Consider the following 26,952-nt stretch of genomic DNA (forward strand, 5'->3'; position numbering starts at 1 on the left):
AAGCGCCCCCGGGTTTTAAGTAGTCCGGATAACAATGGCTAGCAATTTCCGTAAGATTCGCAGTGTCTGGTCAGCAAAACTCTCGACTGATTGGGAAGCTGCGGTTTTATTGCCGAACATCATACTGAATACGGCTTTCTGGTCTTCGGTCGGCTCTTCGGCTGATAGAAATAGGTGGATGACGGAAATGCCCCGTTTTTCCGTTTCCATCACCGCCTCCGCGGTATCCACGATTCCATTCCGGTCGTAGCCGAATGCGGATGGCTCCCCGTCCGAGAAGACGAGTAGAAACTTATGCTTCTCTGGCCGTCCCGCAAGCCGATTGGCCATCCACCGAATGGCAAAACCATCCCGATTGTCCTCATTTGCGTCAAATGAAAGAATGGCAAGCCCATCATCCCGGTTGCGATCCTGGAAGGTATGCATCCGTTCGAACACATTTGGCTGCCGTTCCTTCGTGGCACTATACGCATCTTCATAATACGATGAGATTTCATGAGGGATTTCCAGCTGACGCAATACATCATGAAAGAGAAGGACCGCTTTCTTCGTCTCATCCAATTTGTCGAGCATCGAGGCGGACCCATCGACCAACAATCCGAAACTGGCATCCAATTTCGTAGATGGCGCATTTTTGCGGTAAAAAGGCCGGGGCCGCTCATCCAGAAATAAAGTCATCAAATTGCTGGACAATATGCCTTTCATAAGCCGTTCCCGTTTGGCGTCCCGTTTTAGCCCCATCCGTTTTTTCATTTCTTGGACGAACGCCCGGACAAACGGCTTCTGCTCTTCCCTCCACCGATCCAAACGACTGCGGTTCTCCACTTCATTCACGACTTGGATCCGTTTTTCCTCATAAACGACATTCACATGCTCCTTGCCGAACATCGTACCCGCCGACTGGCTCTTCTCGCGTCTTTCCGGTTTCTCTTCTCCGTCAGCCGACACGTCTTTCCTGTCGCCTTTCGACCTTCCGAAACCCACTTCTTCAATTTCCGCCTGTTCATACCCCGGCGCTGCCCCAGTTGCATCACTTCTACCCGATCGCCCATGCTCTAGCTCATATTCCAAATGTACTCCCGACTCGCCCTCGCTTTCCCGATGCCAGGATCGGAATACTTCCTCGATCGTTTCTTTCGTGCCGGCCTCTCCTTTTTCGGCATCTGCCATCCCTTGATGATAATAAAACTTAGCCGTCTCCTCGGTAATCGCATCGCCTAGAACATAGTATTGGTGCAGCAAATCCTTGCTGATCGACTCTTCCACCATTTCCATCATGCGGCGGACGACGCCGGCTTGCGCTTCTGTACTCTTTCCGTCATAAGCGAGTTGCCATAAGGAAAGAATCCGTCCCCAATCGAGGTCATGGTCCGACCAATCAATCGCAGTCCGGGTGACCATCCCTTCGTATAACGCAAGAAATAATTCATTTAGCAAAGCATCGGTCAAAAAACCTTTCTGATAGTTCGCGACTAGCTGGTCATGATGAAACTTTCGGTATGCTTCCACCCGCACTTGGAACGCGGACATTGTTCCAGGCCGCTCTTTCTGAATCAAATCAATGAACCGGAACTCTTCGAGCATAAGCAATAGCTCCGATGCCAATTTCCTCAACGGATGGTGCTGAAAATCTTTCGTAAATTGAACCCAGGCACTCACGTCGAAACCCTTCCAAAACCCTGCCGTCAATAAATAAATATCCGACAGCCGGCCGGCATGGACAATCCCTTCTTCCCGATGCCGCCAAAAGACACTCATGGAAATGATTCCTTCCCTTGGCCGAAACTCCAACAGCTTGCGTTCCGTCAATTCCAAAAAAGGAGCATCCGCCAACGCCCTAGCCAGGCGCTCATATAATAGATACGTTTTGGCGTCGACGGTCTCATCATTGAATTGAATGAACCGGTTCATTTTTGTCATTCAGATTGCCCCACTCGGCTGGATGTCACCCAGGTTCCTACCAATTCCATGACGAGATCCCGTTCAATCGGATCTTCCAGCTTTTCTGCGATAGCGTATCGGATCGCCCGATCGATCGGCATATGGTTCGCCAAGCCTAACGCATCGAGCAAACTCCGGATCGAGGCAGCTTCATCAGATAATAGACCGTTAATCACTTGCTTTTTCAAGTCATTCCCAATTTGCAGAAAGAGTGCTATTTGCTTATCGGGAGCAGATGGATACACATTACGTAACACTTGCTCCAGCTGCTCGCCCGCGATATAAGGAACGGAATACGAGACGAAACGGTTTTTTAATGCTTCATTCATCGGAGAAGTTCCGACATATCCTTCGTTGATGGCGGCGATAACATTGAAGTCATCATGTGCGTGGATTACTTCCCCCGTAAACGGATTGGTGAGCATCCGTCGATGGTCTAAGACACTATGCAAAATCGGCAAAGTTTCAGGCCTCGCCATATTGATTTCATCAATATAGAGAATATGTCCTTTTTTCATCGCCTGGATGACGGGCCCTTCGACAAAATCGATTGCCATCTCGCCGTCTTGTCGGACAATCGTCTTGAATCCAAGCAAGGCTTCCGCATCGAGGTCGACCGAACAGTTAATGCTTTGCATCGGTTGTTGGAAATAGTCGGAAACCGATTGCGCTAATCTCGTCTTCCCCGCACCGGATGGTCCTTTCAGCAACACAGGGTTTTGTAACGTGATTCCGATTAGGACATCTTCCCATAAATAGGGATCGGGTGAAATATAGCCCCCTTCTTGGATCAATGCTCGCTCTTCTTCCCCATACAAACGGGAATTGCGCTGCTGTTTTTCGTGCTCTATAATGGAATCCATTTGCACCCCTCCTGTTTAATCCATGGCGTTCGCTTCGCCAAATCAGCCAAAAAACCCGACATCGGTCAAACCGTGTCGGGAATTGATTTATTCAAAGTATCTTTTGTAATAGCCGCCGACTTTTCCGCTGTTATCGATGATGAAAACGAACTCGTCCGTCTCATTTTTCACTTCATAATCTTTGCCAGGGGTTAGTACATTTGTCACTACATATTTTTCCGCATCTGCATGTCGGCAGACGACTTTTCGCAATGTAGGCGCTTCCGCCCAATTGATGAATTTCATAGAAGCTCCTCCTCCAATCATTCGGAATAGGGAAAAATCGGCCCAAATTTGAATGGGCCGATTGTTTGGTTGGCTTAAGAACCGAGGAGAAGATCTTCCGGATTCTCGATCAATTCTTTGACCATTTTCAAGAATCCTACGGAATCTTTTCCATCGATGACGCGGTGGTCATACGAAAGCGCCACATACATCATCGGACGGATTTCGATTTGATCGCCTACGGCAACCGGACGTTTTTGGATCGTGTGCATGCCAAGGATTCCGACTTGCGTACCGTTCAGAATCGGTGTTGACATCAAGGAACCAAACACACCACCGTTAGTGATCGTGAATGAACCGCCTGTCATGTCAGCGATCGTCAACTTGTTGTCACGTGCTTTTACAGCAAGTTCGCCAATCGATGCTTCGATTTCCGCAAAATTCTTACGGTCTGCATCGACGACATTTGGTACAACGAGTCCACCCTCTGTCGATACGGCAATCCCGATATCATAATAATTTTTGAGAAGGATTTCGTCTCCGTCGATTTCCGAGTTGACATACGGATATTTTTTCAACGCCGCGACAACTGCCTTCGTAAAGAAAGACATGAATCCAAGACGAACATCGTTCTGTTCAAAGAATTGATCTTTTTTCCGTGAACGGAGTTCCATTACATTTGTCATATCGATTTCATTGAATGTCGTCAACATCGCTGTTGATTGCTTCACTTCCAACAAACGCTTTGCAATTGTCTGACGGCGGCGTGTCATTTTTTCACGAGTGATGCGGCCATCGTCTTGTTGTGCTGCCGCTTTTGGTGCAGGAGCAGCAGCTGCTGGTGCTTTCGGTGCTGTGCCATGCGCTTCAACATCTTGCACGCGTACGCGTCCCATTGGATCGACCGGAGAAACTGCTGCTAGATCGATTCCTTTTTCACGTGCCAGTTTACGTGCAGCTGGACTTGCAATCGTACGATCAGCTGTTCCTTCTTCAGTAGCCGCTGCTGCTGGAGCTGCCGGAGCTGCTGTTTCTTCCGCTTTTGGTGCTGCCTGCTCTGCTGCTGGTGCCGGAGCAGCTGGCGCTCCTGAGCCTGCTCCGACAGTCGCGATGACTTGGCCAACTTCCACTGTGTCGCCTTCCGCTGCAAGGATTTCTTGGACGACCCCTGCTTCCTCGGAGATGACTTCCACGTTTACTTTGTCTGTTTCCAGCTCAACGATGAACTCGCCTTTCTCCACTGTTTCGCCAGGTTGTTTCAACCAACGCGCAATCGTTCCTTCTGTAATTGACTCTGCTAATTCTGGTACTCTGATCTCTGCCACTATATATTCCTCCTCTGAACTACCGTTATCACGGTGCACAAACTATCACTATTGGTTCGAATGCCGGATTACTTCTTGAGTGCTTCCTCAATAATACGGTTCTGCTCGATTTTATGCGATTCCCCGTCACCTTCGGAAGGGCTGGAACGGTGGATCCGTCCGACGTAGGAAATTTTCTTATTGTCCGCCAATTCGCGGATATAATTGTTCGCAAAGCCCCATGTCCCCATGTTTTTCGGCTCTTCCTGCACCCACACAAGCTCTTTCGCTTTCGGATAACGTGCAATGATCTCCGCGATTTTTTCGGATGGGAATGGATACAATTGCTCGACACGGATGATGTGGAGATGGTCGTATCCTGTTCCATCTTTCACACGCTCTGCAAGGTCGATTGCCATTTTTCCACTTGCGAACAAAATTTTCTTCACTTTGTCGACGTTCTTTCCTGTACCCGGCTGTTCCAGAACAGTCTGGAAGTAGCCTTCTGTCAAATCGGTCACGTCCGCACCGACCAATGGGTGGCGAAGGAGCGATTTAGGCGATGCGATGACAAGTGGACGCATTGATTTATCACCGAGCATTTTCGCTTGTCGGCGCAAAATATGGAAGTAATTAGCCGCGCTAGAAAGGTTCGCAACGGTCCAGTTGTTTTCGGCGCATAATTGCAAATACCGTTCGATACGGGCACTGGAGTGCTCAGGGCCTTGCCCTTCGTACGCATGTGGCAACAGCATGACCAATCCCGATTGTTGTCCCCATTTCGAATAGCTTGCCGAGACAAACTGGTCGAACATCGCTTGAGCCATGTTGGAGAAGTCGCCATATTGCGCTTCCCAGATCGACAAGGCTTTCGGATCTTCCAAATTGTAACCGAACTCGTAGCCGACAATTCCAGCTTCCGTTAATGGGCTGTTGTACGCCACAAATGACGCTTTCGAACCGCTGATATGGTGAAGCGGTACATATTCTTCCCCTGTTTTCTCATCATGAAGGACCAGATGGCGGTGAGCGAATGTCCCACGCTGCACATCTTGGCCGGACATGCGGATTGGATTACCGTCTTGAAGGATAGATCCGAATGCGAGCACTTCGGCATGCGCCCAATCAATCTTCCCTTTCCCTTTGAACGGGTCTTCCCGGCGCTTCAAAATACGTTCCAATTTACCGAACACATGATATTCTTCCGGATACGTTAGAAGCTCTTCGTTCATGCGACGAATCGTCGCTTCTTCCACGCCCGTTTCCAAATCTCTTGGATAGCCGGCTAGGACATAGTCCGGCGTCTCATTTGAAATCGGCTCTGCTTTCGCAGATTGCTCTTTCACATTGTCATAAGCCTTTTGCATAGTGGCATACACATCGGTGTCAAGCTTCGTCACTTCTTCATCCGTCATGATGTTTTCAGCGACGAGTTTCTTTCCGTACAATTCCCGAACTGTCAAATGCTGATGGATGCCGTGATACATCAACGGATTCGTCACAAGCGGCTCATCCATTTCGTTATGTCCGTAACGACGGTATCCGATCAAGTCGATCAGGATATCTTTTCCGAATTTCGTCCGGTATTCGAATGAGAACGCAGCTGCAGCGATTACCGATTCAGGGCAATCCGCATTGACATGCAGGATCGGCACTTCATAACCTTTTGCAGGATCGGAAGAGTAATGAGTCGATCTGGAATCATAATATTCCGTTGTGAAGCCGATCATATTATTGGCAATGATATGAATCGAACCGCCAGTCTGGAATCCGCGAACCCGGCTGAAGTTGAATGTCTCCGGCACGATTCCTTGTCCTGGGAATGCGGCATCCCCGTGAATCATGATGGCATATGCAGCATTTGTATCCTGCTCCGGAATGCCTGGGCTATCCGTTGTTTCCTGAGCAGCTCTCGTCTGTCCAGCAATGACCGGATTGACGACTTCCAAGTGGGACGGGTTGTATGCGAGGAAACGCTCCATGCCCGATTCGCCTTTATAAAGGGCACCCATGTGATATTTTACATCGCCAAACCAGCCGCGCGTCACTTCCAGCGAGCCATCCTCAGGCAAGAACGGTTCGTCTGGAACACCAGCAAATTGTGCAAACATCATTTCATATGATTTATTGAGAATATGTGTAAGAACGTTCAAACGGCCACGGTGGGCCATCCCGATCAACATTTTTTTCATATTTTCATCTTCGGAACGACGGACGAACTCTTCCAACAGGACAACGAGTGTATCGAGACCTTCGATGGAGAACCGTTTTGCTCCGACGAATGTGCGGTGGATAAATTTCTCGAACCCTTCAATTCTCGTCAAACGCTCCAGAAGGGCCTTTTTCTCTTCGGCGGAAAGAGTGACAGCAATCTCTCCATTTTCAATTTTCGCTTGGATCCAATTCCGTTCCTCTTCGTCGATAATATGTGCAAACTCATAGGCAATTTTCCCTGTATAGAGCGACTTCAGATGATTTACAGCGTCCAATCCGTTATCGATACTTACCGGAGGTTGTTTGAAAAATAGTGTTGCAGGCATTTCCCGAAGATCGTTTTCGGTCAATCCATAATAAGATAGCTCGAGTCGGGATGAATCTTTTGGACGATCGTTCAATGGATAGATATCCGCTGCGAGATGTCCGTATGTACGTATTGCATCGAGCAACTTATAAGCGGACAACACCTTTCCAAAATTGCCTGGCGTCACTTCTCCGACAACTGCGTCTTGTTGAGTGGTGCCAAGATCCGGTGCACCGAAACGTCTAAACATTTCGGCAAGTTCAGCATCGACTGCTTCGGGGTTTGTTTTGAAGACTTCATACATCTCCATAACATACCCAAGGTTAGGACCCGTAAATTCTGCATACGGGGAGGAGCCAACATTGTTCGACATGTAAAATGACCTCCACATTGCCATTCGGCATATTGTGTAATTTTTTATCCTTATTAATATTACCATGCAAACCTAATAACTGAAAGGGTTTAGCGTCAGGACTTTAACATTTTGTCCGGAATTACCTTACACCTCTTTCACAAAGAATGCAACTATCAAAATTCTGAAATTCAATGTCCTTTAGCCTATTCTGCTAATTTCGATACAGCAAGATCATTTCCGCCATGTCTTCCGGGATTTTGGGATGCTCGGTCTGCTTCATGTTCTCCAGCAACCGATCCTTTTCGCGCTCCAATATAGCGAACTCTTCCAACATGGTGCGCTTCCCGATTTCTTCCTCTTGGAGAACAAGAGCAATACCCGACGACTCGAATAAAGATGCATTCAAAATCTGATCGCCTCTGCTTTTGGCTGCTGATAACGGGATCAGCAGCATCGGTTTATGCAGGGCCAATAATTCGAAAATGGCATTCGAACCAGCTCTCGATACCGCAAAATCAGCAGCCGCGAGAAGATGGGGCAACCCTTCTGTAACGTATTCGAACTGCGTATAGCCCGGCATACTTTCAAGCTCTTCATCTATATTCCCTTTTCCACATAAATGAATCACATCATATCGATCCAAGATGCCCGGCAATTCTTTTCGGAGAGCGTCATTGATCACCGCCGATCCTTGGCTTCCTCCCATGATAAGGAGGACCGGCTTTAACCCGTCAAGACCCGCATATCGGAGTCCCTCTTCCCGGACGCCATGGAATAATTCCGGACGGATGACCGCTCCCGTGCAAGTCGCTTTCCCTGCTGGCACGTAATCCAATGTCTTCTCAAACACGGTGAAAATATGGTTGGAAAAAGGCAAGGCCAGTTTATTCGCCAAGCCCGGGGTGACGTCCGATTCATGAATGACTACCGGCACCCTTGCCATTTTGGCTGCCAATACGACCGGGACCGAGACGAATCCTCCTTTGGAAAAAATGATTTCCGGCCGGATTTTCCGGATGATGGAGAACGCCTGCATGACGCCTGCCCCGATCCGGAACGGATCCGTCAAATTTTTCATAGAAAAATATCTCCGGAGCTTGCCGCTTTGGATGGCGTGGTATGTCACATCGGGATGTCCTTCACCGATCAATTCTTTTTCAATACCCTCATGGGACCCTATATAATGGATATCGTATCCTCTTTCGCTAAACACCGGGATCAGCGCTTCGTTCACGGACACATGGCCCGCGGTGCCGCCGCCCGTCAATAGGATTACTGGTCGTTTCACCAGGTTTCTCACCTCTTTTAGTTGCAGGAAGATCGTTTCACTTCCCGCTTTTCAAGTCATTATAACAAACGATCCGTGGTACAATGGATAGGATTTTATCAATCACGCCTCGGCGTGATTGCGTCCGGATTTTTTCGAGCTCATGGCCGACAGGATGTCGGTCATGCAGTCGTCGCGAATCGAACAGCGAAGGGTTCGATTTGCCGTATTTCTGCGATCTTTGCAGAAATTAAGGCACCTTTCAGGATGCAGCGATTTTAGTCTGAGTTCCCCTATTCAGGGGGAGTTTGAACACCCGCTGAACAGGAGATAAAACCGCATTCATCTCGCCACCTATATAGGCGGGAGTATTCAGATGAATAAAGATAAAAAGGAGGGACTTCCCTTTGGACGCTTCACTTCCTTTTCGGAAAAAACCGTTCCATTTCGTCAAAATCGTTTTGCCTATCCTCATTACCCAAGTGGCACTCTATTTGATGTCGTTCTTCGATATTCTTATGACTGGCCGCTACGATACATACCACCTTGCCGGAGTGACAATCGGATCCTCTTTCTGGGTTCCGGTCTATACCGGTTTATCAGGCATCTTGATGGGGCTGACCCCGATCATCGCCCAACAGATCGGAGGCAAGCTTCATGATGAAGTGCGGCCTTCCGTCCAGCAAGGATTATACGTATCTATTTTACTTTCGGCAATCGTTTTTTCAATTCTTCTTTTCATCGGCTCCCATTTTGTATATAAGATGCCTTTGGAACCGGAAGTCCAAGCAGTCGCGGCCAGCTATTTGAAAGGGATCAGCATCGGGTTGTTCCCCCTCTTCGCTTATACGGTGATGCGCTCGTTCTTTGACGCGCTAGGGGCAACCCGGGTTTCGATGTTCATCATCCTGTTGTCAGCGCCAATCAACATTGTGCTTAACTATTTTCTGATTTTCGGGAAATTCGGTTTTCCGGAGCTCGGAGGCGCGGGAGCTGGGTATGCGTCGGGCATGACGTATTGGATTGTCCTTTGCATTGCGGTTTTCATAGCCTGGAAGGGAGGAGCGTTCCAACAATACGCCCTTTTCCGGCGTTGGGGCCGTGTTTCGTTTTCGAAATGCAAGGAGATCTTACTCATCGGAGTGCCGATCGGTCTTTCCATCTTCGTGGAGACGAGCATTTTCTCGGTCGTGACGCTGCTCATGTCCAAGTATACGACCGAAGTCATTTCGGCACACCAGATTGCTTTGAACTTTTCGTCCTTGCTCTATATGATTCCGCTCAGCATTTCGATGGGAGCCACCATCCTCGTCGGACAAGCGGCCGGCGGCTCCCGGTTGCAGGATGCCAAACAATACAGTTTGCTCGCGATTGCGTTCGCGGTCGGATTCAGCTTTCTATCCATCGCAATCCTGCTCCTGTTCCGAGAGCCGATCGCTTCCCTTTACACAACCGATCCGGGGATGATCGCCTTGGCAGCGCAGTTCTTCCTGTTTGCAGCGTTCTTCCAATTGTCGGATGCCTTCCAGGCGCCGATTCAAGGGGCGCTCCGCGGCTATAAGGATGTCAATATGACTTTCTTCGTCGGGGTCATTTCCTTCTGGGGAATCGGTTTGCCGGTCGGCCATGTTGTCGCAACCTACACGGACTTCGGGCCGTTCGGCTATTGGGTCGGGCTGATTGCCGGCCTTCTCGTCGGGGCGATCACTTTGACGTTCCGCCTGCTGTTCATTCAAAGAAAATATGCAAAATGAAAATCCCGCTGCCGTTTCGCTACGGCGCGGGATTTCTCCAGTTCAGTAACATTGATTAATCCGTGATTCCGGTTCTGGTAACCTTCACTTTCACTTTCATTTGGATCGGGAGCGCTGCATATGTTTCCTGCCAATCGCCCTTTTTCCAAAGCTCCGTATGAAAGGCGTGGACATGACGTCCGAACCCGACGATATCACTTTTCACTTCCTGTGTCTTGGCAATGACATCATTGAATTCTTTTGATACTTCTTTTGTCAAAAATTTTTCGAGATCATCAATTGTTCCTTTCTTATTCAGTTGATCATGAGGAAACTCCTCCAAGCTGACCTCTAGCGTGTAGAAGGCATCAATTTTATCCGTTGTGATCTTCCATTTTCGCTTGATTTTCACTACATCAATTGTAATTGGACTTTCTTTCTCCCCTTTTTTCCACATATACGATAGCCGGGCATATTTCCCTGTTTCTTTTCGCATCAAATTAGCCATAATCGCTTCTTTCGCAGATAAGGTCTCCCCCGTATACCGACTATTACTGAATAGCGCCAGCCCTTTTAATTCCGGAGTCCCCTCCTTCAATTCAATATACGGCAAGGTGAGATCGATTTGATTATCAAATAAAAAGGTAGCGGCTCCTTGAAGCGTAATGTCCGGAATAATACTGTAAAGAACTCCTGTCCGCATAAGTTCCGAATAATAGACAGACACTTCCGTCACCACGCCGGGCGGATTAAAATAGTCCTTCATATCACCTTCTACAATCGCGAGGTAGCTTCCTAACCGATTTCGAGGTGTTCGGAAAAACATGTCCAAGTACGTATAAAGGTCCTTCTTCGCCAAATTACCATTGATCAACGCCACTTCCAAATGCGCCATATCCAGCCCTTCCATCGTCCTCAGGTTGGCATCGGACCGCGATGCCCGCGTTGACAGACCTTCCCCTTCGGATTGCGCATAGGTAATCTTTCCATTCAGGAAAGTAGGGAAAGCATACATCGACTTCACCCCCTCCCCTTCCGCTTCCAGTCCGATCAGAGGCACGATTGTAACATCCTTATACTGTTCTTCATCCCAACAACCGCTGACAAAGAGAAGAGACAGCACTAACAAGGTGAATCTTCTTTTTTTCATGAGGTTCCCCTCCGATTCATCAATATGACAACAACCGGCAAGACAATCGAGAAAAATAAATGAAAATAGCTAAGGATACTTCTAATGAAGTCCATTCTTTCTTTCGTTAAAAAAAGCAATGGGGCCAAAGTAATCAGCACATGATAGATAACCGCATTTCGCTTATATTTATTTTTCTTATTTAATTGATGTGCATACAAGGTAATGAATGAATAAAGCGTTATCGTCACGATACTCCAGGTCATCCAAATAAAAAGGAAAAACAAATCAAGCCTTTCGACGAAGGTCACTTTCTGGGATTTTAAAATATAAATGATTGGTTCCCCGATAATTTTGGCATCATTCACGGGGAAAAACATTTGAACGAAAAGAAGGACGGTTAAAAAAAAGAAAAGCCAGATGTTTTGATAAATGAATAGCGGAACCCCTTTGATAACGTTTTCTTTTTTTACATATTTTCTTAAAAATAAATAGACCTCTATTCCAATAAACGTCGATTGGCTAATAAAAAGACCTTTGAACCATGCTGACTTATCGGAGAACGTAATCGGAAACAACCGAGTCCACACCAAATCGGGAATGGCAAATAACAATGCCAGTATAAAGAGCAGGATCATCGGTATTAGAAGAACCGGCAAATTGATGGCCGTAGCCGCCCTGCTTACATTGGCATAAAGGGAAACTCCGACCAACACACCAACGATGACGATTTGCGGAGTGTTGGGAAATATCCAGATAGCTAGCGTATATTCGATAAACGCGATGAACGTAACGACCACTAGGAACCAGTACCCTCGATATAACCAAAAGATAAAGGGCCCTGGGTTAAATCGATCATACACCTTTTCGTACAATACCAATTGCAAGTAGTGAAGGACACCCGCAAAGAGGAACACGACCCAGGCATTGGACTCTGCTGTCTCGATCAGGGGCCTTTGAAACGTAATATAGACGGTTCCTGATTGAATGGTAAATAGAATCAAGAAAAATTGGGTTCGCGTTATTGTAATCATTTGCGAGTCCCGCCCTTTCTCGGTTGCTTAAACGAAAATGTCTTCTGCTGTTTATGTGACTTGGAAAATGGAAGGCGAAAGAAAATCTCTTTAAATCGCGACGGGTCAAAAGGAACGACGGGAGAGAAATAAGGCTGATTCAGTGAAGACCGATTTAATAAGTGAATGAACAGAATGAGCGTTCCGATGGCCATTCCGAAAAAACCGAACGAAGCGGCTGCTAACATAAACGGAAATCGCAAAAGCCGTATTGTCATATTCATCTCAACCGAAGGGACAACAAAACTGGAAATAGCGGTCAACGCTACGACAATGACCATTAAATTTGATACAATCCCCGCGCTGACGATCGCATCCCCTACCACCAATCCCCCGACAATGCCGATCGTCTGACCGATCGGTTTAGGTAAGCGGATACTCGCCTCTCGAATCAACTCAATAAAAATCTCAAGAAGAAATGCTTCCATAATAGGCCGATACGGGATTTCGTTGATGGCAAGCTTCACTTTTTTACTGATTTCAATCGGTAGGATTTCGGAATGGAAACTGACGACTGCAATATAAAATGCGGGCAAGAAAATCGCCATAACCAAACTGAACAAGCGCAACAAACGGTAAAAAGAACCGACAAGGACCCGTCCATTGAAATCGTCAGGTGATTGGTAAAAAGAAAAGAAAGTAACAGGGGCTATCAATACAGTCGGAGAGTCGTTTGTGAACACCGCTATCTTTCCCTCTACCAGGTTTTGCACGACACGATCCGGCCTTTCCGTGTTCATGAATTGAGGAAACGGAGTCCAGGTCGAATCCTCTAAATAATCTTCGATTTGACCTAAACTCAAGATGATATCTTCATCAATCCGGTTCAGACGAGCTTCCACTTCCGCCACTACATCGGGATCTGCAATGGTGTCAACATATAGATATGTTATAGACGTATTTGTTTTATGTCCTTTTTGTATGGATTTTACGACAAGATCGGAAGAAATCAATTTTTTTCGGACGAGCGATAAATTTTGTTGCAAGTTTTCAACGAAGCCCTCGTGACTTCCACGTACAACCTGTTCATTTCCCGGTTCTTCAGGGGAGCGGGTCGCCGTTTTCTCAGCAGTGATCGTAACAATCAATTTGGGATCAGGAAAGATGACAGCTGTGGAACCGGAACAAACGATTTTAACCAATTCTTCTTGTGAATAAGATTTGACTTCAGATACTGCCGTCTTCCCCCAATTGGCCATACCGGATTGAGCGCGGTTTCGAATGATATCAATTTGCTTATTCACCTCTGTTCCATCCGCCAAAGAAGAATAATAACAGACAATCCCTTTTCCGGTCGGCCAATCGACTTCCTGCACAAACAAATCAATAGATTCGTGAAATAATTTTTTTATGTAAACTATATCCAGTTTCTGTTCGTTCGGCTGTTCCTTCACCCTTTTCACCTCATATAGGAAGTATCAGCGATTCTATAAGGATTTATTCAAAAAAGCACGATTGGGCCAGTATGTGGCGCCAATCGTGCTTGCTTGTGTTACGATTCTTATTTTTGGATGAATTGTTGTGTCCAGTAGTTTCCGTTTTTATCATATCCGATACCGATATGTGTAAATTCCGGTGTTAGGATATTTTGGCGATGGCCCGGTGATTCCATCCAAGCTTTCACCACTTCTTCTGCAGTACGTTGTCCCATGGCAATGTTCTCAGCTGCTGAACGATACGTGACGCCATTCGCTTTCATTTGGTCGAACGGTGAACCGTATGTTGGGCTTGTATGAGAGAAGTAATTGTTAGTCGCCATATCCGTTGATTTTTGGCGAGCGGAATTCATTAATTTGCTATCAAACTGTAACGGTTGGAGACCCGCTTTTTGTCTTTCCGCATTAGTAAGATCGAGTACGGCTTGCTCGATGGCAGAAACGGAAGCGTTTTGAGCAGGAGCTGCCTGCTCTTGTTTCGCAGGTTGTTCAACCGGATTCGATGGTGCTGGTGTTGTTGGAGCCGGTTGCGGTTTAGCTTCCGGTGCTGTAGGCTGATTTGTTTCCTTTTGTTCAGCCGGTTTTTCTGTTTTTGGCGTATTTGTTTCCGCTTTTTCTTCCGCCGGTTTGCTTGGTGCCGGTTTAGCAGTTGAATTATTTGGTTTCTCAACCGTTTTTTCCGGAGCCGCTGTTGTCTGTTGGAATTTCGGAAGATTGATGCACAGTTTCTTTAGAATCGCTTGTGCTTTATCAAAATCTCCTGATTGGAATTGATATGGAATGTTGGAAATTCCCTCCCACTTGACAACTTGGACATATGGAGTGTTTTTCACTTTTAGTTGTGCGTCAAAGCCAGAAGCTTCTGCACTATTGTTGTTCGGCAGTAAGAGCGCCGAACCGAGCAAGATGACTGCAATCGATTTTTTCATCTCATTACTCCTCCCTTCGCAAACTATCATAACGTGCGAGAGAGTCCGAATATAGCCAATCATTTCCACTTCCACCATTTTAATAGAGAATGCTTTTACACTAGGAAGAAAGGAAACTACTTTTTGGATACTTTTGGCGGCTTCGTCTTATATTTCATTCGAATCGGGGTTGACGCGCCTGAAATCGGCTACATTTTTTAGATCTTCACCGATGATGACAAGACGCGGTTCCATCCTGACATATTCGGGCAGCCAATTGACCATCCCATAGGCGTATTGAAATAGCATCGGGTTTTTGACACCTCGAACAGGTACATACCCTTTCATCCGATAGACGGTTTCCGGCAGCGACTTTACCCATTCTTCAAAGCTCTCTTTCTCGATCTCTTCGGAGAATGTCAGAAGCTTGGAAGACAACGGCAAGTTCTTGCCCGAATGAATCGGGATAGCTGATCGTTGCTTAGTATCTGCCAACGCGTCTTCAATGACGTCAAAGCCGACTTCCGCATTGACGGTTTGGATGATAGGCATGTTCGGATTGAAATCACTCAGTTGCATGGTGACGGTCGCCAGTTCTCCTTCGGTCAGTAGATCTACTTTATTGGCAAGCAGCAGATGGGCATGGCGAATCTGTTCAAGGAAGAGCATCTTCACTTGCGGCGGCAACTGATTGCGGTCCAGCCAGCGCTTACAGTCTACGACGGTCACAATCCCCTTGATCTGGATACGGTCCGCAAACAGCGGGGAAAAGACGGCATCGAGCGCTTCCACAGGGTGGGCGGCACCGGTCGTTTCGATCAAGATAACGTCAATATCATCATTTTCCACAAGCAACCCTTGGAGCTGTGCTTCCGTCCGATCCGAGCCAGTACAGCAGATGCAGCCATCCAATAATTCTTTCAACGGGACTTCTCCCGCCCCATTCACCCGGTCGGAATCAAAAGCTAGATTACCGAACTCATTCATAAGCACAGCCGGTTTTTTCCCCTGTTCTTTCAACTGGCGGATGACATGGAGCAGCAAGGACGTCTTGCCGCTCCCTAAAAATCCGCTGAATAAATACACATCAATCATTGTAGGCACCCCGTTAAAAAAGCGTCCGGTCCTGGCATGGACTGGACGCTTTTAGTCTTATTTTGCTATGTCTTCTTTCAATACTTCCTGCGCTTTTACTAATTGCGGATCTTCTTTCTGGATCTTTTCACGCAATTTATTCATTAACCCAAAAGTCGTATCTCCGGAAAGAATGCCGTTCGCTTCCAAGGTCAAATCCTGCTGAAGCTGTTTGACAGCCTGTTCCGTCTGTTCATCGAACAAACCATCGACTTCCCCCGGATTGTAACCGACCGCTTCCAACATCTCTTCAGCCGCTTTCACGGTAGGTGTCAGCATGCCCTCCTTCATTTCTGTCGAAGGGTCGAGATAAGGCAGCGAGGCGTATGGAGGGTATGGCACTTCATAGTCCGGTTCAATTCCTTTTTTATGGATCCAGTTGCCATCCGGTGTCAGCCATTTGGCGGTCGTAAGCTTCAGATTGGAGCCGTCCGACAAATCTTTCGGGGACTGGACCGTCCCTTTCCCGAACGTCTTGATGCCGATCAGCGGGATGTCTGCGGATTCCTTCAGCGCGGCCGCCAAGATTTCGGATGCCGATGCGCTGCCGTCATCAATGACGACTGCTACCGGGATGTCGATCTTTTTACCGTCGGATGAAGGGAAAACTTCCGGTTTCATCCCTTTCTCTTCGTACTGCATCAAGTTCTTTCCACTTTCCACAAACAAATCCGAAATATCGATTGCCGTATTCAGCATGCCGCCCGGGTTTTGCCGAACATCGATAATGAGTCCTTTCATGCCTTGTTGTTCCATTTCCTCGTATGCCACCATTAACTCGTCATACGTATGTTCTGAGAAGCTTGTGATATGGATATGGGCAATTCCGTCTTCCAGCATTTCGGCATAAACTGTCTCAATCGGAATGACGTCGCGTGTAATTTTCATATCAAACGGTTCCGCGGCATCCCCGCGCCGGATGGATAGGGTCACGGTCGTCCCTTTTTCACCGCGGATTAATAATACCGCTTCGGATGACGACATACCTTGAATGCTTTCCCCATCCACTGCGAGGATAAGGTCGTTAGGCAAAAGGCCTGCCCGTTCAGCGGGAGAGTTTTTAATAGGTGATACGACACTGATATAGCCATTCTGCTCTTGGATTTCTGCACCGATCCCTTCGAAGCTGGACGAGATGCTTTCGTTCAAGCGCTTCGCTTCCTGTTCATTCAAATAATCGGAATATGGGTCACCGAGTGCATCGATCATTCCGTTTATCGCGCCGTCGATGACTGCCGACTCATCGATATCCTCGAAATAATTGGCAAGCATTTCATCATAGGCATCATAGAGCTTTTGGAACTCTTCGCGATCCGCCACCGATTTTTGGGGATTCACCACTTCCACGACCTTGCCTTCTCCGGTAGTCAATGCGAAAAAGGTGATTCCCGCTGTGGCCAGGACTAATCCGAAAATGAGCATGACAAAGGAGAAAGGCTTCAATCGGATGTACCGTTTAGCCGGCGGTTGGTGCTTCGGTTCCTGTTCAGGTGTTTGTTCCACACCTGTTGTTTCTTTTTCTTCCATCCCTTTCCCACCTTTTCTTAAAATACAGCATCGGACAATTGGGACGGCACTGCTGAAGCGCGTGGAGCCGTCCCCTAAACAGATGAAAAGGACCGCTCCACTTGCGCGCGGTCCCCAACGAAATTATTCTTGGATAGCGGCGTCCAGCGCCACTTCGATCATTTCATTGAATGTCGTTTGACGCTCTTCTGCAGAGGTCGCTTCACCCGTCAAGATATGATCGCTGACCGTCAGAATCGCAAGTGCCTGACAACCGAATTTCGCCGCCAGCGTATATAAGGCCGCGGCCTCCATTTCGACAGCCAACACACCATACTGTGCCCATTTTTCATGCTGGGCATATTCATTATAAAATACATCTTCTGTAAAGACATTCCCTACTTTCAATTCGAGGCCCTTTTCCTTACCTGCTTCATACGCTTTCAATAGAAGATCAAAATTGGCAGTCGGTGCATAATTGACCCCGTTGAAAATGATTTCGTTCATTTTCGAATCGGTCGAAGCGCTCTGTGCCAAAATAACATCCCGGACATGGACATCTTTCTGGATCGCACCGCATGTGCCGACACGGATGAGTTTCTTTACATCATACTCCTGCATCAGTTCGGTGACATAGATTGAAATCGACGGCACTCCCATGCCAGTCCCCTGAACGGAGATGCGCTTACCTTTGAATGTCCCAGTATAGCCGAACATATTACGCACTTCGTTGTATTGTGTGACGTCTTCCAGGAAGGTCTCCGCGATATACTTTGCGCGCAGCGGGTCGCCCGGAAGTAGAATCGTATCGGCTATATCCCCTTTATTCGCATTTATATGTATGCTCATATGGTCTCGCCTCCGTATTCGATTTTCTTTCCTCATCATACAGGTTAATGGAAGGATATGCAATGAAGACACATAATGGTCACGAGCTTCCTGATCTCTTGGAAGAGACCAGGTAAATGGCAGAACATAGGACTAATATTGCCAAGGAAATCCATCGTACACAAATAAATGAGCGCCGGCTGTTCAATCAGCCAAAGCGCTCTTCATAGATGGCATATAATTCATCAAACACGATAGAGGGCATATCGGGGTCCGCTGCATCCTCCAAATAGCGGGACAGTGGGTCAAATGCCGTCTCCTCTCTCGGGAAGCTGGAGTCGTGGAACATCCTTTCCGCGAAAACTGCTTTGGCATCCCCTTTCGGACCGCCCCGATAGGACAGGGCAAACCGGTAAAATGACCGATCCATCCGTCCACCCCCTTTCTTTTCTAAGAGTTAAATTGTGTCACATAGTCTCCATAGCCTTCCTTTTCCAGTTCGCTAACCGGGATGAAACGGAGAGCGGCGGAATTGATGCAGTAGCGTAGGCCGTTTTGGCCCGGCCCCTGCGGACCATCGGGAAATACATGGCCAAGATGAGAATCCGCCGTTTTGCTGCGCACTTCTGTCCGGCGCATTCCGTGGCTCGTATCGAAATGCTCGGTCACTTCGTCAGACTCGATCGGTTTCGTGAAGCTTGGCCATCCACATCCAGCGTCGTATTTATCCTTAGAGCTGAATAAAGGCTTGCCGGACACGATGTCGACATAGATCCCTTCCTCGAAATGCTGGTCATATTCATTGCGAAACGGGGGTTCCGTCCCGTTTTCCTGTGTGACATGGTATTGAATCGGAGTCAATTTGTTCTTCAAGTCTTCTTTCATGCCTCTTCACCCCATTTTTCCAATTTGAACCGTTCTCTCCCGGATCCGACCGCATAGCGGTTATAATGTGCCGGGTTCTTCAAATAGTAATCCTGGTGACCTTCTTCCGCTGGATAAAATGTTTTGGCAGGAATAATATCGGTTGCGATCGGCTTATCGAATCTTTCTGATTGTTCGAGTGCTTCTTTCGATTGCTCCGCAAGCCGCTGTTGCTCGGGCGTATGTGTGTAGATAGCTGTCCGGTATGACTCGCCCCGGTCGTAAAACTGGCCGCCCGGATCAGTCGGATCAATCTGGCGCCAAAAGATATTCAATAGCTCTCCATAGGTGATGATTTCATCATCATACGTGATCTGGACGGCTTCCCGATGCCCGGTCGTATTCGTGCAAACCTGCTCATATGTCGGGTTTGCAACGTCCCCTCCTGTATACCCCGAAACGACGGAAAGCACGCCTTCGTATCGGTCAAACGGTTTCACCATACACCAAAAACAACCACCCGCAAAAGTAGCAAATTCTTGTGCCATTGGATATCACCCTTCCTACGATCCCTCATTCTTTCGGAATCATAATTTCCAAAATGATTTCATCTTCCGCCAAATTGAATGTTTTCGCCTTCACCTGCAAATTGCCCGAAACCGGGATTCTTGATAGGTCGATAAATAATTCCTCTTCGGCCGGACGAACGATCATCCACGGCGGCAAAGCGACCGAATCCCGCAAAATCTTCAAAACGGTCGACGGCGGAACGTTCAATTGCCCGATTTCCATCGATGACTGCTTCAGGATCAAGTTCCCATCTTCCTGTACAACCGGGTCAAAATGCATCCGAACAGGCAAAGTATAGGAAAACACCGTCATTTCCGATAAGAGGATGACATCGTCCTGCACTTCCATTGTGACGGGAAGCGGTTCTCCTTTCATCGCCTTCCGGATGTACGTATTCGCAATCCCTTGCAAGTCCTCTTTCGTCGAATGTACCGTTAGGACATTCGTCGGAGACTCTATCTGTTTCGCTTCAGGCAACGGCTCTGACTCACCTGTACTGCCGATGAATAGAACGAGGGTTACTATGGCTGCTATAACAATCCCTGCCAGTGTAAAAAAACCAATTTTCCATGGGTTCACGCGATCCTCAACTCCTACATTTCCAAATCTCCATCCGACATTTCATATAGGCCGCATTTATTGATTGAAGACAAATAGCGTTCTGTCATCATTTCATACCCTTTAGCATTTGGATGGAAGAAGTCGGTATGGTAGACCATGTTGACATTCGAATCGAACAGATCGGTGACAGGTACAAAACAGGATTTCTCATCCAAGACGGTCCGCAATTCGATAGCTTCATTCCAATCATGGATGATTTCTTCAAATTCATGCACTTCGTCTGTCACAATCGAAAATGGATTATAGAGTCCGGCCACGACAATCAGCGCATCATCGTTCAGCAAACGAACTGTAGTAAAAATCTCATCCAAGCGGTCCTCGAAACGACCAAGCTCTTTATAGAACGGACCGGTTGTCAATTCGAACAAATTGCCTTTGACCACTTTCATGATGTCATTGCCGCCAATTGTCAACAGGATGACTTCCGCGTTTTCGATCTTACTACGGACGTCCCGCTCATCCAATTGCTCGAGCAATTGATCGCTCCGTCTTCCCCGTTTGGCCAGATTTTCTGCCTCGACCTCCTTGACCCCTTTCCATTCGTTCATGCGGTCCGTCAATCGGCCGAAATACCCGCCTCGTTTCTGTTCATCGCCAACTCCCTGAGTGAGGGAATCGCCGAGCCCGATCACCTGAATCTGTTTTGGAACGAAATATCCAGGAATGTTCCATTTTGTGAATGCTGTCCCATCGCGTTCCGAAAAAGGCTCTGTTGAAGCGGGTGGTTTGGAGCAGGCGGTTAAAAACAATGAGAAGGCGATCACCAGGACGAAAACTCTTCTCATATATGGTTTCCCCTTTTCTCTCATTCGAAATCTCTTTTACTCCGTGTAATACATGAAACCGATGGCGCCTTCGCCTGTATGCGTGCTGATAATCGGCGTCGTGAAAGTCAATTTGACATCTTTCACTCCCGAATCTTCCAATAGCTTCTTCAGAGGAGTAGCCATTGCCAAGCCATTGGCATGCGAAATGCCCACTCGCCGGATAATTTTCCCGGCCGTCTCCTCTTTGAAAGCTTTCAACAAATACGAAACGACTTGCTTATGGCTTCTCGCTTTTGCAACAGGCGTATAGACCCCATCCTGCAAGGTGGCAATCGGTTTAATATTCAGCAAGGAACCGATCATCGCTTTCCCTTTACCGATCCGGCCGCCCTTCACAAGGTTATCGAGAATATCGACGACGACAAAGAGGGACGTCTTTTTCCGGACCCCTCCCAAATGCTCTACGATTTCCTCGACCGACTTGCCTTGTGCTGCCATTTCGGCAGCTTCCAGCACTTGGAATGTCAAGGCGTGCGAGATGAACATTGAATCGATGACGGCCACTTCGGATTCGGTCATTTCCGCAGCGGATTGCGCCGATTTCACGGTCCCGCTCATGCCGCCTGTCATATGTATGGAAATGATCGCATCTCCGTCTTTTCCAAGTTCGTCGTATAGTTCCTTGAAAACGCCGGTAGCCGGCTGGGAGCTTTTGGGCAGCTGAGCCGCCTCTTTCATCAATTGTAAAAAAGATTCCGGCTGGATATCGACCCCATCCACGTAAGTCGAATCATCGATTTGAATGGTCAACGGGACGACATGGATCCCATACTTTTCCTTGTCTTCCTCGGTCAGATCCGCTGTGGAATCCGTCACGATATGGATTTTTTTCATCAAAATGCCCCCTTATTAAAATGGCGTAATCCTTTCCCATCATTTTTTAATCAGGAAGCTTTTCATAAACAAGAAAGGAGTATGGCGTGCCATCCGCCGATTGATAGTCTTCGGAAACGCTTGTCAATTTCCATTCGTCGCCATAGGGCGGGAAAAAGGTGTCCCCTTCGAAATGCTTTTGGATCATCGTAATATACATCCGATCGGCAATTCCGATCGCCAAACGGAAAATCTCCGCTCCGCCGATGATGACCACCTCTTCATGATAGGCTTGCGCTTTATCGATAGCGTCTGCCAATGTATGGACGACCGTCACTCCTTCTGCCCGGAAATCCGGATTCCGTGTCACGACGATATTCAATCTCCCAGGCAACGGGCGGCCGATCGATTCGAACGTTTTCCTGCCCATGACGATGCCTTTGCCGATCGACATCTTTTTAAAATATGCGAGGTCTTCCGGTACATGCCATGGCAACTGATTCTCCTTCCCGATCACCCGGTCTGGATCATGTGCAACGAGTAATGAAATCATATAGTTTAGCCCTTCCTCCTATGCCAAAATTCATCAAACTGCGATGGGCGCTTTAATCCTCGGATGTGGATCGTAGTGTTCCACCTCAATGTCTTCCGTATTCAAATCAAAGATGGATTTCCCTTCCATGGAAAGCTTCAAGGTAGGAAGTTTCCGCGGTTCACGGGATAGCTGCTCCTTCACCTGATCTAGATGGTTGAGATAAATATGCGCATCTCCCAATGTATGTACAAATTCGCCTACCCCAAGCCCGCATTCCTGCGCGATCAAGTGGATCAGCAGCGCGTACGACGCAATATTGAACGGGACACCCAGGAAAATATCAGCACTCCGCTGGTAGAGCTGGCAAGATAGTTTGCCATCGGCGACGTAAAACTGGAACAGCGAATGGCATGGTGGCAGTGCCATGTCTTCCACTTCAGCCGGGTTCCATGCCGTCACGATATGCCTTCGGGAATCCGGATTCCGTTTGATGCTTTCGATTACATTCGCAATCTGGTCAATGGTGTCTCCACTCTCTCCCGCTGACCAGGAACGCCATTGTTTTCCGTATACAGGTCCCAAATCGCCATACTTTTCGGCGAATTCTTCATCCGCCAAAATCCGTTCCTTGAACTTCGTCATTTCCGCCTCATAGACAACCGCAAAATCTGGATCTTTTACAGCCCGTCTGCCAAAGTCCGTCATATCGGGCCCACTATATTCCGGGCTGGTCACCCATTGTTCAAAAGCCCATTCATCCCAGATTGGATTCCGGTCCTGCACTAGCGTCCGAACGTTCGTATCCCCTTTTAAGAACCAAAGCAATTCCGATACGATAAGCCGCAGGGCGAGTTTTTTTGTCGTCATCAGTGGAAATCCTTCATTTAAATCAAAGCGCATCTGGTATCCGAAAACGCTGATTGTCCCTGTTCCTGTCCGATCCTCTTTGCGCGTGCCGGACTGCAGGACATGCTGGCATAATTCCAGATATTGTTTCATGTTGAGACCCTCCTAGCTATAGTGTTCAGTATAGCAGACAAATGGGTCGGATGATATTGAAAAACACACCGGCGCCAGATGGTTAGGATAACCATTTGGGCGGTGTGTTTTTGCTCCAATAAATATCGCCGATTGTATGATGTGCTGCGAAACCGTCATGGGAGACATGATAATGGAAATTGAAGTAATAGCCTTCCAGTGGCCGCTTTTCCGTGCGTACATGGAAGCGGATCAAGTCTTTCCGGGCATCCATGTCGAACACATGGAAAATTTTTTCGGAATAGTTACCCGCCGGCCGTTCGCTGATGGCAAGTCGCCGTTTATGTACATCGTCGGAGTTTGCGAGCGTCATCTGGATCGCCTCTTCGATTTTCGGGAAAATCACTTCGTCGAATTCATCCTGGATGACCGGCCCGATTTTGGAACCGAATTTCATATAGGACAACTCTTTAGCGGACGAAATGAGCGTATCCTCGATCGATGGCGGCGCTTCCAGCGGCGCCGGTTCGAAATCACGTTCCGCCACCTCGACTCGGAAGTCATCAGATGGCGTCTCTGGATGCAGTTCCGGATTGGTTCCTTCCTTATCCTGCAAGTTTGTCCAAAACTCATGGCTCGGTGAAATGGCACCGAAGGTCAAAAACGCCACTGTCACAATCAACGTTTTCTGCAACCATTTTTTCATCAGTTCTCACCACCCATTTGTGTACAATTTTCAAAATGCTCCTATCCTGTTGGACGAAATACGATAGAAAAGGTTTCTTCTTTCTTCTTTTCATTGTACAATAAAAATTGTATAAATGTGTGTCTTTTTGAAGGAGGGTCATACGGATGAACGTTGAACTACTTATCGGTATCGGATTGCTCATTTTGGTTCTTTACTTAAGCTCTCTTAACTTTACGCATTGATCGTATAAGGACAAGTTGAAAAACGCCGTTTTTTCCATCAAGGAAAGCACGGCGTTTTTCTTTATATTTTATTCCAATAACCGAAATGGAACTTCGTGTTCGGCCGTTTGACGCGTTCCAGGCTGAACTGCTCGAAGACAGCAGAATCATAACGGTCTTTCACGACGACGCGGCGCCTGCTGACGCGAAGCGCTTCGTTCCACCAGGCATCTGTCAGCGGACTATGGACGCCCACTTCGCGGAGGGGTGTGAAATTGGATGATTCCTCAATCGGCGTATGAAACATCGGATCGAGGTAGACGACATCCCATGAGTCATCCGGTTGCGTCTGTAAATAGGCAAGCGCATCAGAATGAAGAACATCGATTCGGCTCATCGCCTCCCGCAAACCGTCGTCATCCGTCGGAAATGCCCGCAATCCTCTCTCCGTCAAGTAGGCAACATCCCGATCCGCCTCAATACCCGTCACCTGTCCTGTCTCCCCTGTGATGTAGGAGGCCACGATGCTATCCGAAGCCAACCCGAGGGTGCAATCGAGGAATGAATCGCCCGCCTTCAATCCGGCTGCTTCGATCATCGGGTCTCTTTCTCCTCTTGCCAAGCGTTTCAGGCGGAAAACGGCTGTATTCGGATGGAAGAAAAACGGCTTGTCCATGCCGATCCGAAATAGTTCGAACCTTCCTTTTCCTGCGACGAGGACATGGGAGCCGTATCGTTGTTGAAGCCCCGCGACGGATGCTTTCCGGCGCTCGACAAAAGGATAGCCGAGCGCTTGGGAGGCAGCCAAGGCCAATTCAAGCGAAACCTCATCCGGCCGCCCTCCCGTCGTAATGATGGTGCTCACTTGCACACTTGAACGAGGACGTCTGCCAGATGGTCTTTGATCTGCTCCATCTGGAAATTCTCAATCTGCTCCCTCGGGATGAAGTACGCCAATGCGCCATCTTTCCAAAGAGCGATGGATGGCGAACTTGGAGGCACTTCGGGAAAATATTCCCGCATCTTCTCCGTCGCTTCCTTGTCCTGGCCTGCAAACACCGTGAATAGTTGGTCCGGTCGATGTTCCGCTTCTTCCAATGCCTCGCGGACGGCAGGGCGAGCCAAGCCCGCCGCGCAGCCACAGACCGAGTTGATGACGATCAATGCGGTCCCTTCCACCGTTTCCATGATACCCTCCACTTCTTCGGCAGTCGTCAATTCCGTGAAGCCCATCCCTACCATTTCTTCTCGCATCGGTTTATACACATTGCGCATGTACTCTTCATAAGCTCTCATAATCCATAAACCCCTTTCTTGACTAATTATTCGTTTGGTGTCGCGGCCCTTGCTTCCGTCATCTGCTTCCATACCGAACCTTTTGCCTCTTCCCCTTCTTCAATACGGGCAATCGCCATACGGACTTGCAGTTTCACTTCAAACTCCGGATCGTTTTCCGCTTGTTTTAAAGCAGGCAGCGCCCGCTCCGTTCCGGTTTCATACAGATACATCGCAGCCCGCCAACGGACTAATTTGTTCTTATCTTGCAAAGCTTCCATCGCGGCCGATTCGAAACCCGGAAAGCCGAGGTCGCTCATACAGTCACCCGCTGTTCGGCGAACTGCCCAGCTTTTGTCGTGCAAGGCTCGTTCGATAAATGGAATGACAGCCTCATCCTCGATCATTCCCAAGTAGACGGTGGCTAGGCGGCGGATGGACATCTTATCGTCCTGCAATGCTTTTTCGAGAAGCGGCAGATCATCAAGGTCCGGATCCGGCATCTGATCGAGCAATTGGAAGCGCGTCTCCCATTCCGGAACATCGAATTCATCCAAAGATACCTTTCGGCCCCGGTGGCTTGTCCGCTCATGGCCTTCTTGCACATTGCGGATGATTTCTTCAAGCCGATCATCCGGATAGGCCGCCTCGATCTCCTGGATGACGAGTTGCCCGATTTCCTCCATCTCCCCATAGCGAATGCCGTAATCCGCCCATTTGCGCAATAAAATATAGTTTTCCGTTTCGGAAGAATGAACCTGCTCCATCGCTTTCAGAAAGCGTTCGCTCAGTCCGAAACGCTCTTCGGAATGGCTATCAAACACTTTCACCTGAAGCGGAATCTCTTTATACGTCTGAACATGGACATAGACTTCCCCGTATGTCTCGTCGACAGCTTCCTGCGCTTCCGCCTGATCCGCTAGTTCATCGTTCAGCACAGCTTGCACTTCCGCCAGGATCGTTTCCCAGGCGACATTGGCAATTCGTTCTACCGCCATGAAGTCCATGACATGATAGATCCCTTTGATACCGTGAATGCCAAGCAATTCCGCTATTGGGGACGGCGCTGTTTCAGCATCGCTCTTTTTATAATTATGGGCCACGCCTTGCGGCAATTCCGTATCGAGCACGATCTTCATGGAGTTAGGGCTCGGTGTCGGTTCGATCGTTTTAATTTTCAATTTTGACTGCCTCCTCTTAATCAATTACTCCTCGGCGTAATTGCGAATCGAACAGCGAAGGGTTCGATTTGCCTTAGTTTCTGCGTTCTTTGCAGAAATTAAGGCACTATTCGCTGT

Annotated in this window: 26 protein-coding genes; 1 reads left to right on the top strand and 25 read right to left on the bottom strand. The window is 48.0% G+C overall.

The features are described 5' to 3' along the window. Positions 1–15 precede the first annotated feature (15 nt). The 6 genes from MKY41_RS04275 to MKY41_RS04300 form a co-directional block, all read right to left on the bottom strand. Positions 16–1,920, bottom strand: coding sequence for a vWA domain-containing protein (locus tag MKY41_RS04275; RefSeq protein WP_340743862.1), 1,905 nt, complete (start codon positions 1,918–1,920; stop codon positions 16–18). After that, the gene (locus MKY41_RS04280) at positions 1,917–2,804 is read right to left on the bottom strand and encodes an ATP-binding protein (RefSeq protein ID WP_340743863.1); all 888 of its coding nucleotides are present in this window, start codon (positions 2,802–2,804) and stop codon (positions 1,917–1,919) included. Before MKY41_RS04280 ends, MKY41_RS04275 begins: the two co-directional genes overlap by 4 nt. 87 nt (positions 2,805–2,891) lie before the next feature. Beyond that, positions 2,892–3,089, bottom strand: coding sequence for a DUF6501 family protein (locus MKY41_RS04285; protein ID WP_340743864.1), 198 nt, complete (start codon positions 3,087–3,089; stop codon positions 2,892–2,894). A 74-nt stretch (positions 3,090–3,163) separates the two neighbouring features. Beyond that, positions 3,164–4,393 carry a 2-oxoglutarate dehydrogenase complex dihydrolipoyllysine-residue succinyltransferase gene (odhB, locus tag MKY41_RS04290; protein ID WP_340743865.1) on the bottom strand — a complete coding sequence of 410 codons (1,230 nt, stop codon included), beginning with the start codon at positions 4,391–4,393 and terminating at the stop codon, positions 3,164–3,166. 68 nt (positions 4,394–4,461) lie between these two features. Continuing rightward, positions 4,462–7,266, bottom strand: coding sequence for a 2-oxoglutarate dehydrogenase E1 component (locus MKY41_RS04295; RefSeq protein WP_340743866.1), 2,805 nt, complete (start codon positions 7,264–7,266; stop codon positions 4,462–4,464). 193 nt (positions 7,267–7,459) lie between these two features. Further along, positions 7,460–8,536 (bottom strand): undecaprenyldiphospho-muramoylpentapeptide beta-N-acetylglucosaminyltransferase, encoded by a 1,077-nt coding sequence (locus MKY41_RS04300; RefSeq protein WP_340743867.1) that lies wholly within the window; start codon positions 8,534–8,536, stop codon positions 7,460–7,462. 386 nt (positions 8,537–8,922) lie between these two features. Here MKY41_RS04300 and MKY41_RS04305 point away from each other — a divergent pair, with 386 nt between their 5' ends. Then, entirely contained in the window at positions 8,923–10,269 is a 1,347-nt protein-coding gene (locus MKY41_RS04305; protein WP_340743868.1) for an MATE family efflux transporter, read from the top strand. 55 nt (positions 10,270–10,324) lie between these two features. Here MKY41_RS04305 and MKY41_RS04310 read toward each other — a convergent pair whose 3' ends face one another. From MKY41_RS04310 to MKY41_RS04400, 19 genes are all read right to left on the bottom strand, one after another. Further along, positions 10,325–11,398 carry a Ger(x)C family spore germination protein gene (locus MKY41_RS04310; protein ID WP_340743869.1) on the bottom strand — a complete coding sequence of 358 codons (1,074 nt, stop codon included), beginning with the start codon at positions 11,396–11,398 and terminating at the stop codon, positions 10,325–10,327. Beyond that, positions 11,395–12,411: a GerAB/ArcD/ProY family transporter gene (locus MKY41_RS04315; RefSeq protein ID WP_340743870.1), complete on the bottom strand. Its 1,017-nt coding sequence runs from the start codon at positions 12,409–12,411 to the stop codon at positions 11,395–11,397. The genes MKY41_RS04310 and MKY41_RS04315 overlap by 4 nt, the downstream gene beginning before the upstream one ends. Continuing rightward, positions 12,408–13,844, bottom strand: coding sequence for a spore germination protein (locus MKY41_RS04320; RefSeq protein WP_340743871.1), 1,437 nt, complete (start codon positions 13,842–13,844; stop codon positions 12,408–12,410). The genes MKY41_RS04315 and MKY41_RS04320 overlap by 4 nt, the downstream gene beginning before the upstream one ends. Before the next feature lie 107 nt (positions 13,845–13,951). After that, positions 13,952–14,815 carry a CAP domain-containing protein gene (locus tag MKY41_RS04325; RefSeq protein ID WP_340743872.1) on the bottom strand — a complete coding sequence of 288 codons (864 nt, stop codon included), beginning with the start codon at positions 14,813–14,815 and terminating at the stop codon, positions 13,952–13,954. Positions 14,816–14,962: 147 nt separating this feature from the next. Beyond that, positions 14,963–15,889 carry a CobW family GTP-binding protein gene (locus tag MKY41_RS04330; RefSeq protein ID WP_340743873.1) on the bottom strand — a complete coding sequence of 309 codons (927 nt, stop codon included), beginning with the start codon at positions 15,887–15,889 and terminating at the stop codon, positions 14,963–14,965. 57 nt (positions 15,890–15,946) lie between these two features. After that, positions 15,947–17,455, bottom strand: coding sequence for a lmo1851 family serine protease (locus MKY41_RS04335; RefSeq protein WP_340743874.1), 1,509 nt, complete (start codon positions 17,453–17,455; stop codon positions 15,947–15,949). A gap of 123 nt (positions 17,456–17,578) precedes the next feature. Then, entirely contained in the window at positions 17,579–18,283 is a 705-nt protein-coding gene (deoD, locus tag MKY41_RS04340; protein WP_340743875.1) for a purine-nucleoside phosphorylase, read from the bottom strand. Between the two features lie 187 nt (positions 18,284–18,470). Further along, on the bottom strand, positions 18,471–18,692 hold the full coding sequence (locus tag MKY41_RS04345) for a YozE family protein (RefSeq protein WP_340743876.1): 222 nt from the start codon (positions 18,690–18,692) through the stop codon (positions 18,471–18,473). Between the two features lie 20 nt (positions 18,693–18,712). Further along, positions 18,713–19,147, bottom strand: a complete 435-nt coding sequence (gene msrB / locus MKY41_RS04350; RefSeq protein WP_340743877.1) for a peptide-methionine (R)-S-oxide reductase MsrB — start codon at positions 19,145–19,147, stop codon at positions 18,713–18,715. After that, entirely contained in the window at positions 19,144–19,674 is a 531-nt protein-coding gene (gene msrA, locus MKY41_RS04355; RefSeq protein ID WP_340743878.1) for a peptide-methionine (S)-S-oxide reductase MsrA, read from the bottom strand. Before msrA ends, msrB begins: the two co-directional genes overlap by 4 nt. Positions 19,675–19,699: 25 nt before the next feature. Continuing rightward, positions 19,700–20,275 (bottom strand): YpmS family protein, encoded by a 576-nt coding sequence (locus tag MKY41_RS04360; protein ID WP_340743879.1) that lies wholly within the window; start codon positions 20,273–20,275, stop codon positions 19,700–19,702. A gap of 14 nt (positions 20,276–20,289) precedes the next feature. Then, positions 20,290–21,102 (bottom strand): GDSL-type esterase/lipase family protein, encoded by an 813-nt coding sequence (locus MKY41_RS04365; protein ID WP_340743880.1) that lies wholly within the window; start codon positions 21,100–21,102, stop codon positions 20,290–20,292. A 36-nt stretch (positions 21,103–21,138) separates the two neighbouring features. Continuing rightward, positions 21,139–21,978: a DegV family protein gene (locus MKY41_RS04370; protein WP_340743881.1), complete on the bottom strand. Its 840-nt coding sequence runs from the start codon at positions 21,976–21,978 to the stop codon at positions 21,139–21,141. Positions 21,979–22,024: 46 nt separating this feature from the next. After that, positions 22,025–22,510 carry a dihydrofolate reductase gene (locus MKY41_RS04375; RefSeq protein ID WP_340743882.1) on the bottom strand — a complete coding sequence of 162 codons (486 nt, stop codon included), beginning with the start codon at positions 22,508–22,510 and terminating at the stop codon, positions 22,025–22,027. A gap of 33 nt (positions 22,511–22,543) precedes the next feature. Next, positions 22,544–23,491 carry a thymidylate synthase gene (locus tag MKY41_RS04380; RefSeq protein ID WP_340743883.1) on the bottom strand — a complete coding sequence of 316 codons (948 nt, stop codon included), beginning with the start codon at positions 23,489–23,491 and terminating at the stop codon, positions 22,544–22,546. A gap of 82 nt (positions 23,492–23,573) precedes the next feature. Further along, entirely contained in the window at positions 23,574–24,176 is a 603-nt protein-coding gene (locus tag MKY41_RS04385) for a YpjP family protein (RefSeq protein WP_340743884.1), read from the bottom strand. A gap of 285 nt (positions 24,177–24,461) precedes the next feature. Next, positions 24,462–25,244: a class I SAM-dependent methyltransferase gene (locus tag MKY41_RS04390; RefSeq protein ID WP_340743885.1), complete on the bottom strand. Its 783-nt coding sequence runs from the start codon at positions 25,242–25,244 to the stop codon at positions 24,462–24,464. Beyond that, positions 25,241–25,675 carry a BrxA/BrxB family bacilliredoxin gene (locus MKY41_RS04395; RefSeq protein WP_340743886.1) on the bottom strand — a complete coding sequence of 145 codons (435 nt, stop codon included), beginning with the start codon at positions 25,673–25,675 and terminating at the stop codon, positions 25,241–25,243. Before MKY41_RS04395 ends, MKY41_RS04390 begins: the two co-directional genes overlap by 4 nt. A 26-nt stretch (positions 25,676–25,701) precedes the next feature. Then, complete coding sequence (locus MKY41_RS04400) at positions 25,702–26,835, bottom strand: conserved virulence factor C family protein (protein WP_340743887.1); 1,134 nt, start codon at positions 26,833–26,835, stop codon at positions 25,702–25,704. Between the last annotated feature and the right edge of the window lie 117 nt (positions 26,836–26,952).

Source organism: Sporosarcina sp. FSL W7-1349, assembly GCF_038003045.1.
Lineage (GTDB): Bacteria > Bacillota > Bacilli > Bacillales_A > Planococcaceae > Sporosarcina.

Excerpts from the sequence above, each read along its gene's own strand:
- MKY41_RS04275 (WP_340743862.1), bottom strand. The coding sequence starts at position 1,920 with ATGACAAAAATGAACCGGTTCATTCAATTCAATGATGAGACCGTCGAC.
- MKY41_RS04280 (WP_340743863.1), bottom strand. The coding sequence starts at position 2,804 with ATGGATTCCATTATAGAGCACGAAAAACAGCAGCGCAATTCCCGTTTG.
- MKY41_RS04285 (WP_340743864.1), bottom strand. The coding sequence starts at position 3,089 with ATGAAATTCATCAATTGGGCGGAAGCGCCTACATTGCGAAAAGTCGTC.
- MKY41_RS04295 (WP_340743866.1), bottom strand. The coding sequence starts at position 7,266 with ATGTCGAACAATGTTGGCTCCTCCCCGTATGCAGAATTTACGGGTCCT.
- MKY41_RS04310 (WP_340743869.1), bottom strand. The coding sequence starts at position 11,398 with ATGAAAAAAAGAAGATTCACCTTGTTAGTGCTGTCTCTTCTCTTTGTC.
- MKY41_RS04315 (WP_340743870.1), bottom strand. The coding sequence starts at position 12,411 with ATGATTACAATAACGCGAACCCAATTTTTCTTGATTCTATTTACCATT.
- MKY41_RS04325 (WP_340743872.1), bottom strand. The coding sequence starts at position 14,815 with ATGAAAAAATCGATTGCAGTCATCTTGCTCGGTTCGGCGCTCTTACTG.
- MKY41_RS04330 (WP_340743873.1), bottom strand. The coding sequence starts at position 15,889 with ATGATTGATGTGTATTTATTCAGCGGATTTTTAGGGAGCGGCAAGACG.
- MKY41_RS04335 (WP_340743874.1), bottom strand. The coding sequence starts at position 17,455 with ATGGAAGAAAAAGAAACAACAGGTGTGGAACAAACACCTGAACAGGAA.
- deoD (WP_340743875.1), bottom strand. The coding sequence starts at position 18,283 with ATGAGCATACATATAAATGCGAATAAAGGGGATATAGCCGATACGATT.
- MKY41_RS04345 (WP_340743876.1), bottom strand. The coding sequence starts at position 18,692 with ATGGATCGGTCATTTTACCGGTTTGCCCTGTCCTATCGGGGCGGTCCG.
- msrB (WP_340743877.1), bottom strand. The coding sequence starts at position 19,147 with ATGAAAGAAGACTTGAAGAACAAATTGACTCCGATTCAATACCATGTC.
- msrA (WP_340743878.1), bottom strand. The coding sequence starts at position 19,674 with ATGGCACAAGAATTTGCTACTTTTGCGGGTGGTTGTTTTTGGTGTATG.
- MKY41_RS04365 (WP_340743880.1), bottom strand. The coding sequence starts at position 21,102 with ATGAGAAGAGTTTTCGTCCTGGTGATCGCCTTCTCATTGTTTTTAACC.
- MKY41_RS04370 (WP_340743881.1), bottom strand. The coding sequence starts at position 21,978 with ATGAAAAAAATCCATATCGTGACGGATTCCACAGCGGATCTGACCGAG.
- MKY41_RS04375 (WP_340743882.1), bottom strand. The coding sequence starts at position 22,510 with ATGATTTCATTACTCGTTGCACATGATCCAGACCGGGTGATCGGGAAG.
- MKY41_RS04380 (WP_340743883.1), bottom strand. The coding sequence starts at position 23,491 with ATGAAACAATATCTGGAATTATGCCAGCATGTCCTGCAGTCCGGCACG.
- MKY41_RS04385 (WP_340743884.1), bottom strand. The coding sequence starts at position 24,176 with ATGAAAAAATGGTTGCAGAAAACGTTGATTGTGACAGTGGCGTTTTTG.
- MKY41_RS04395 (WP_340743886.1), bottom strand. The coding sequence starts at position 25,675 with ATGAGAGCTTATGAAGAGTACATGCGCAATGTGTATAAACCGATGCGA.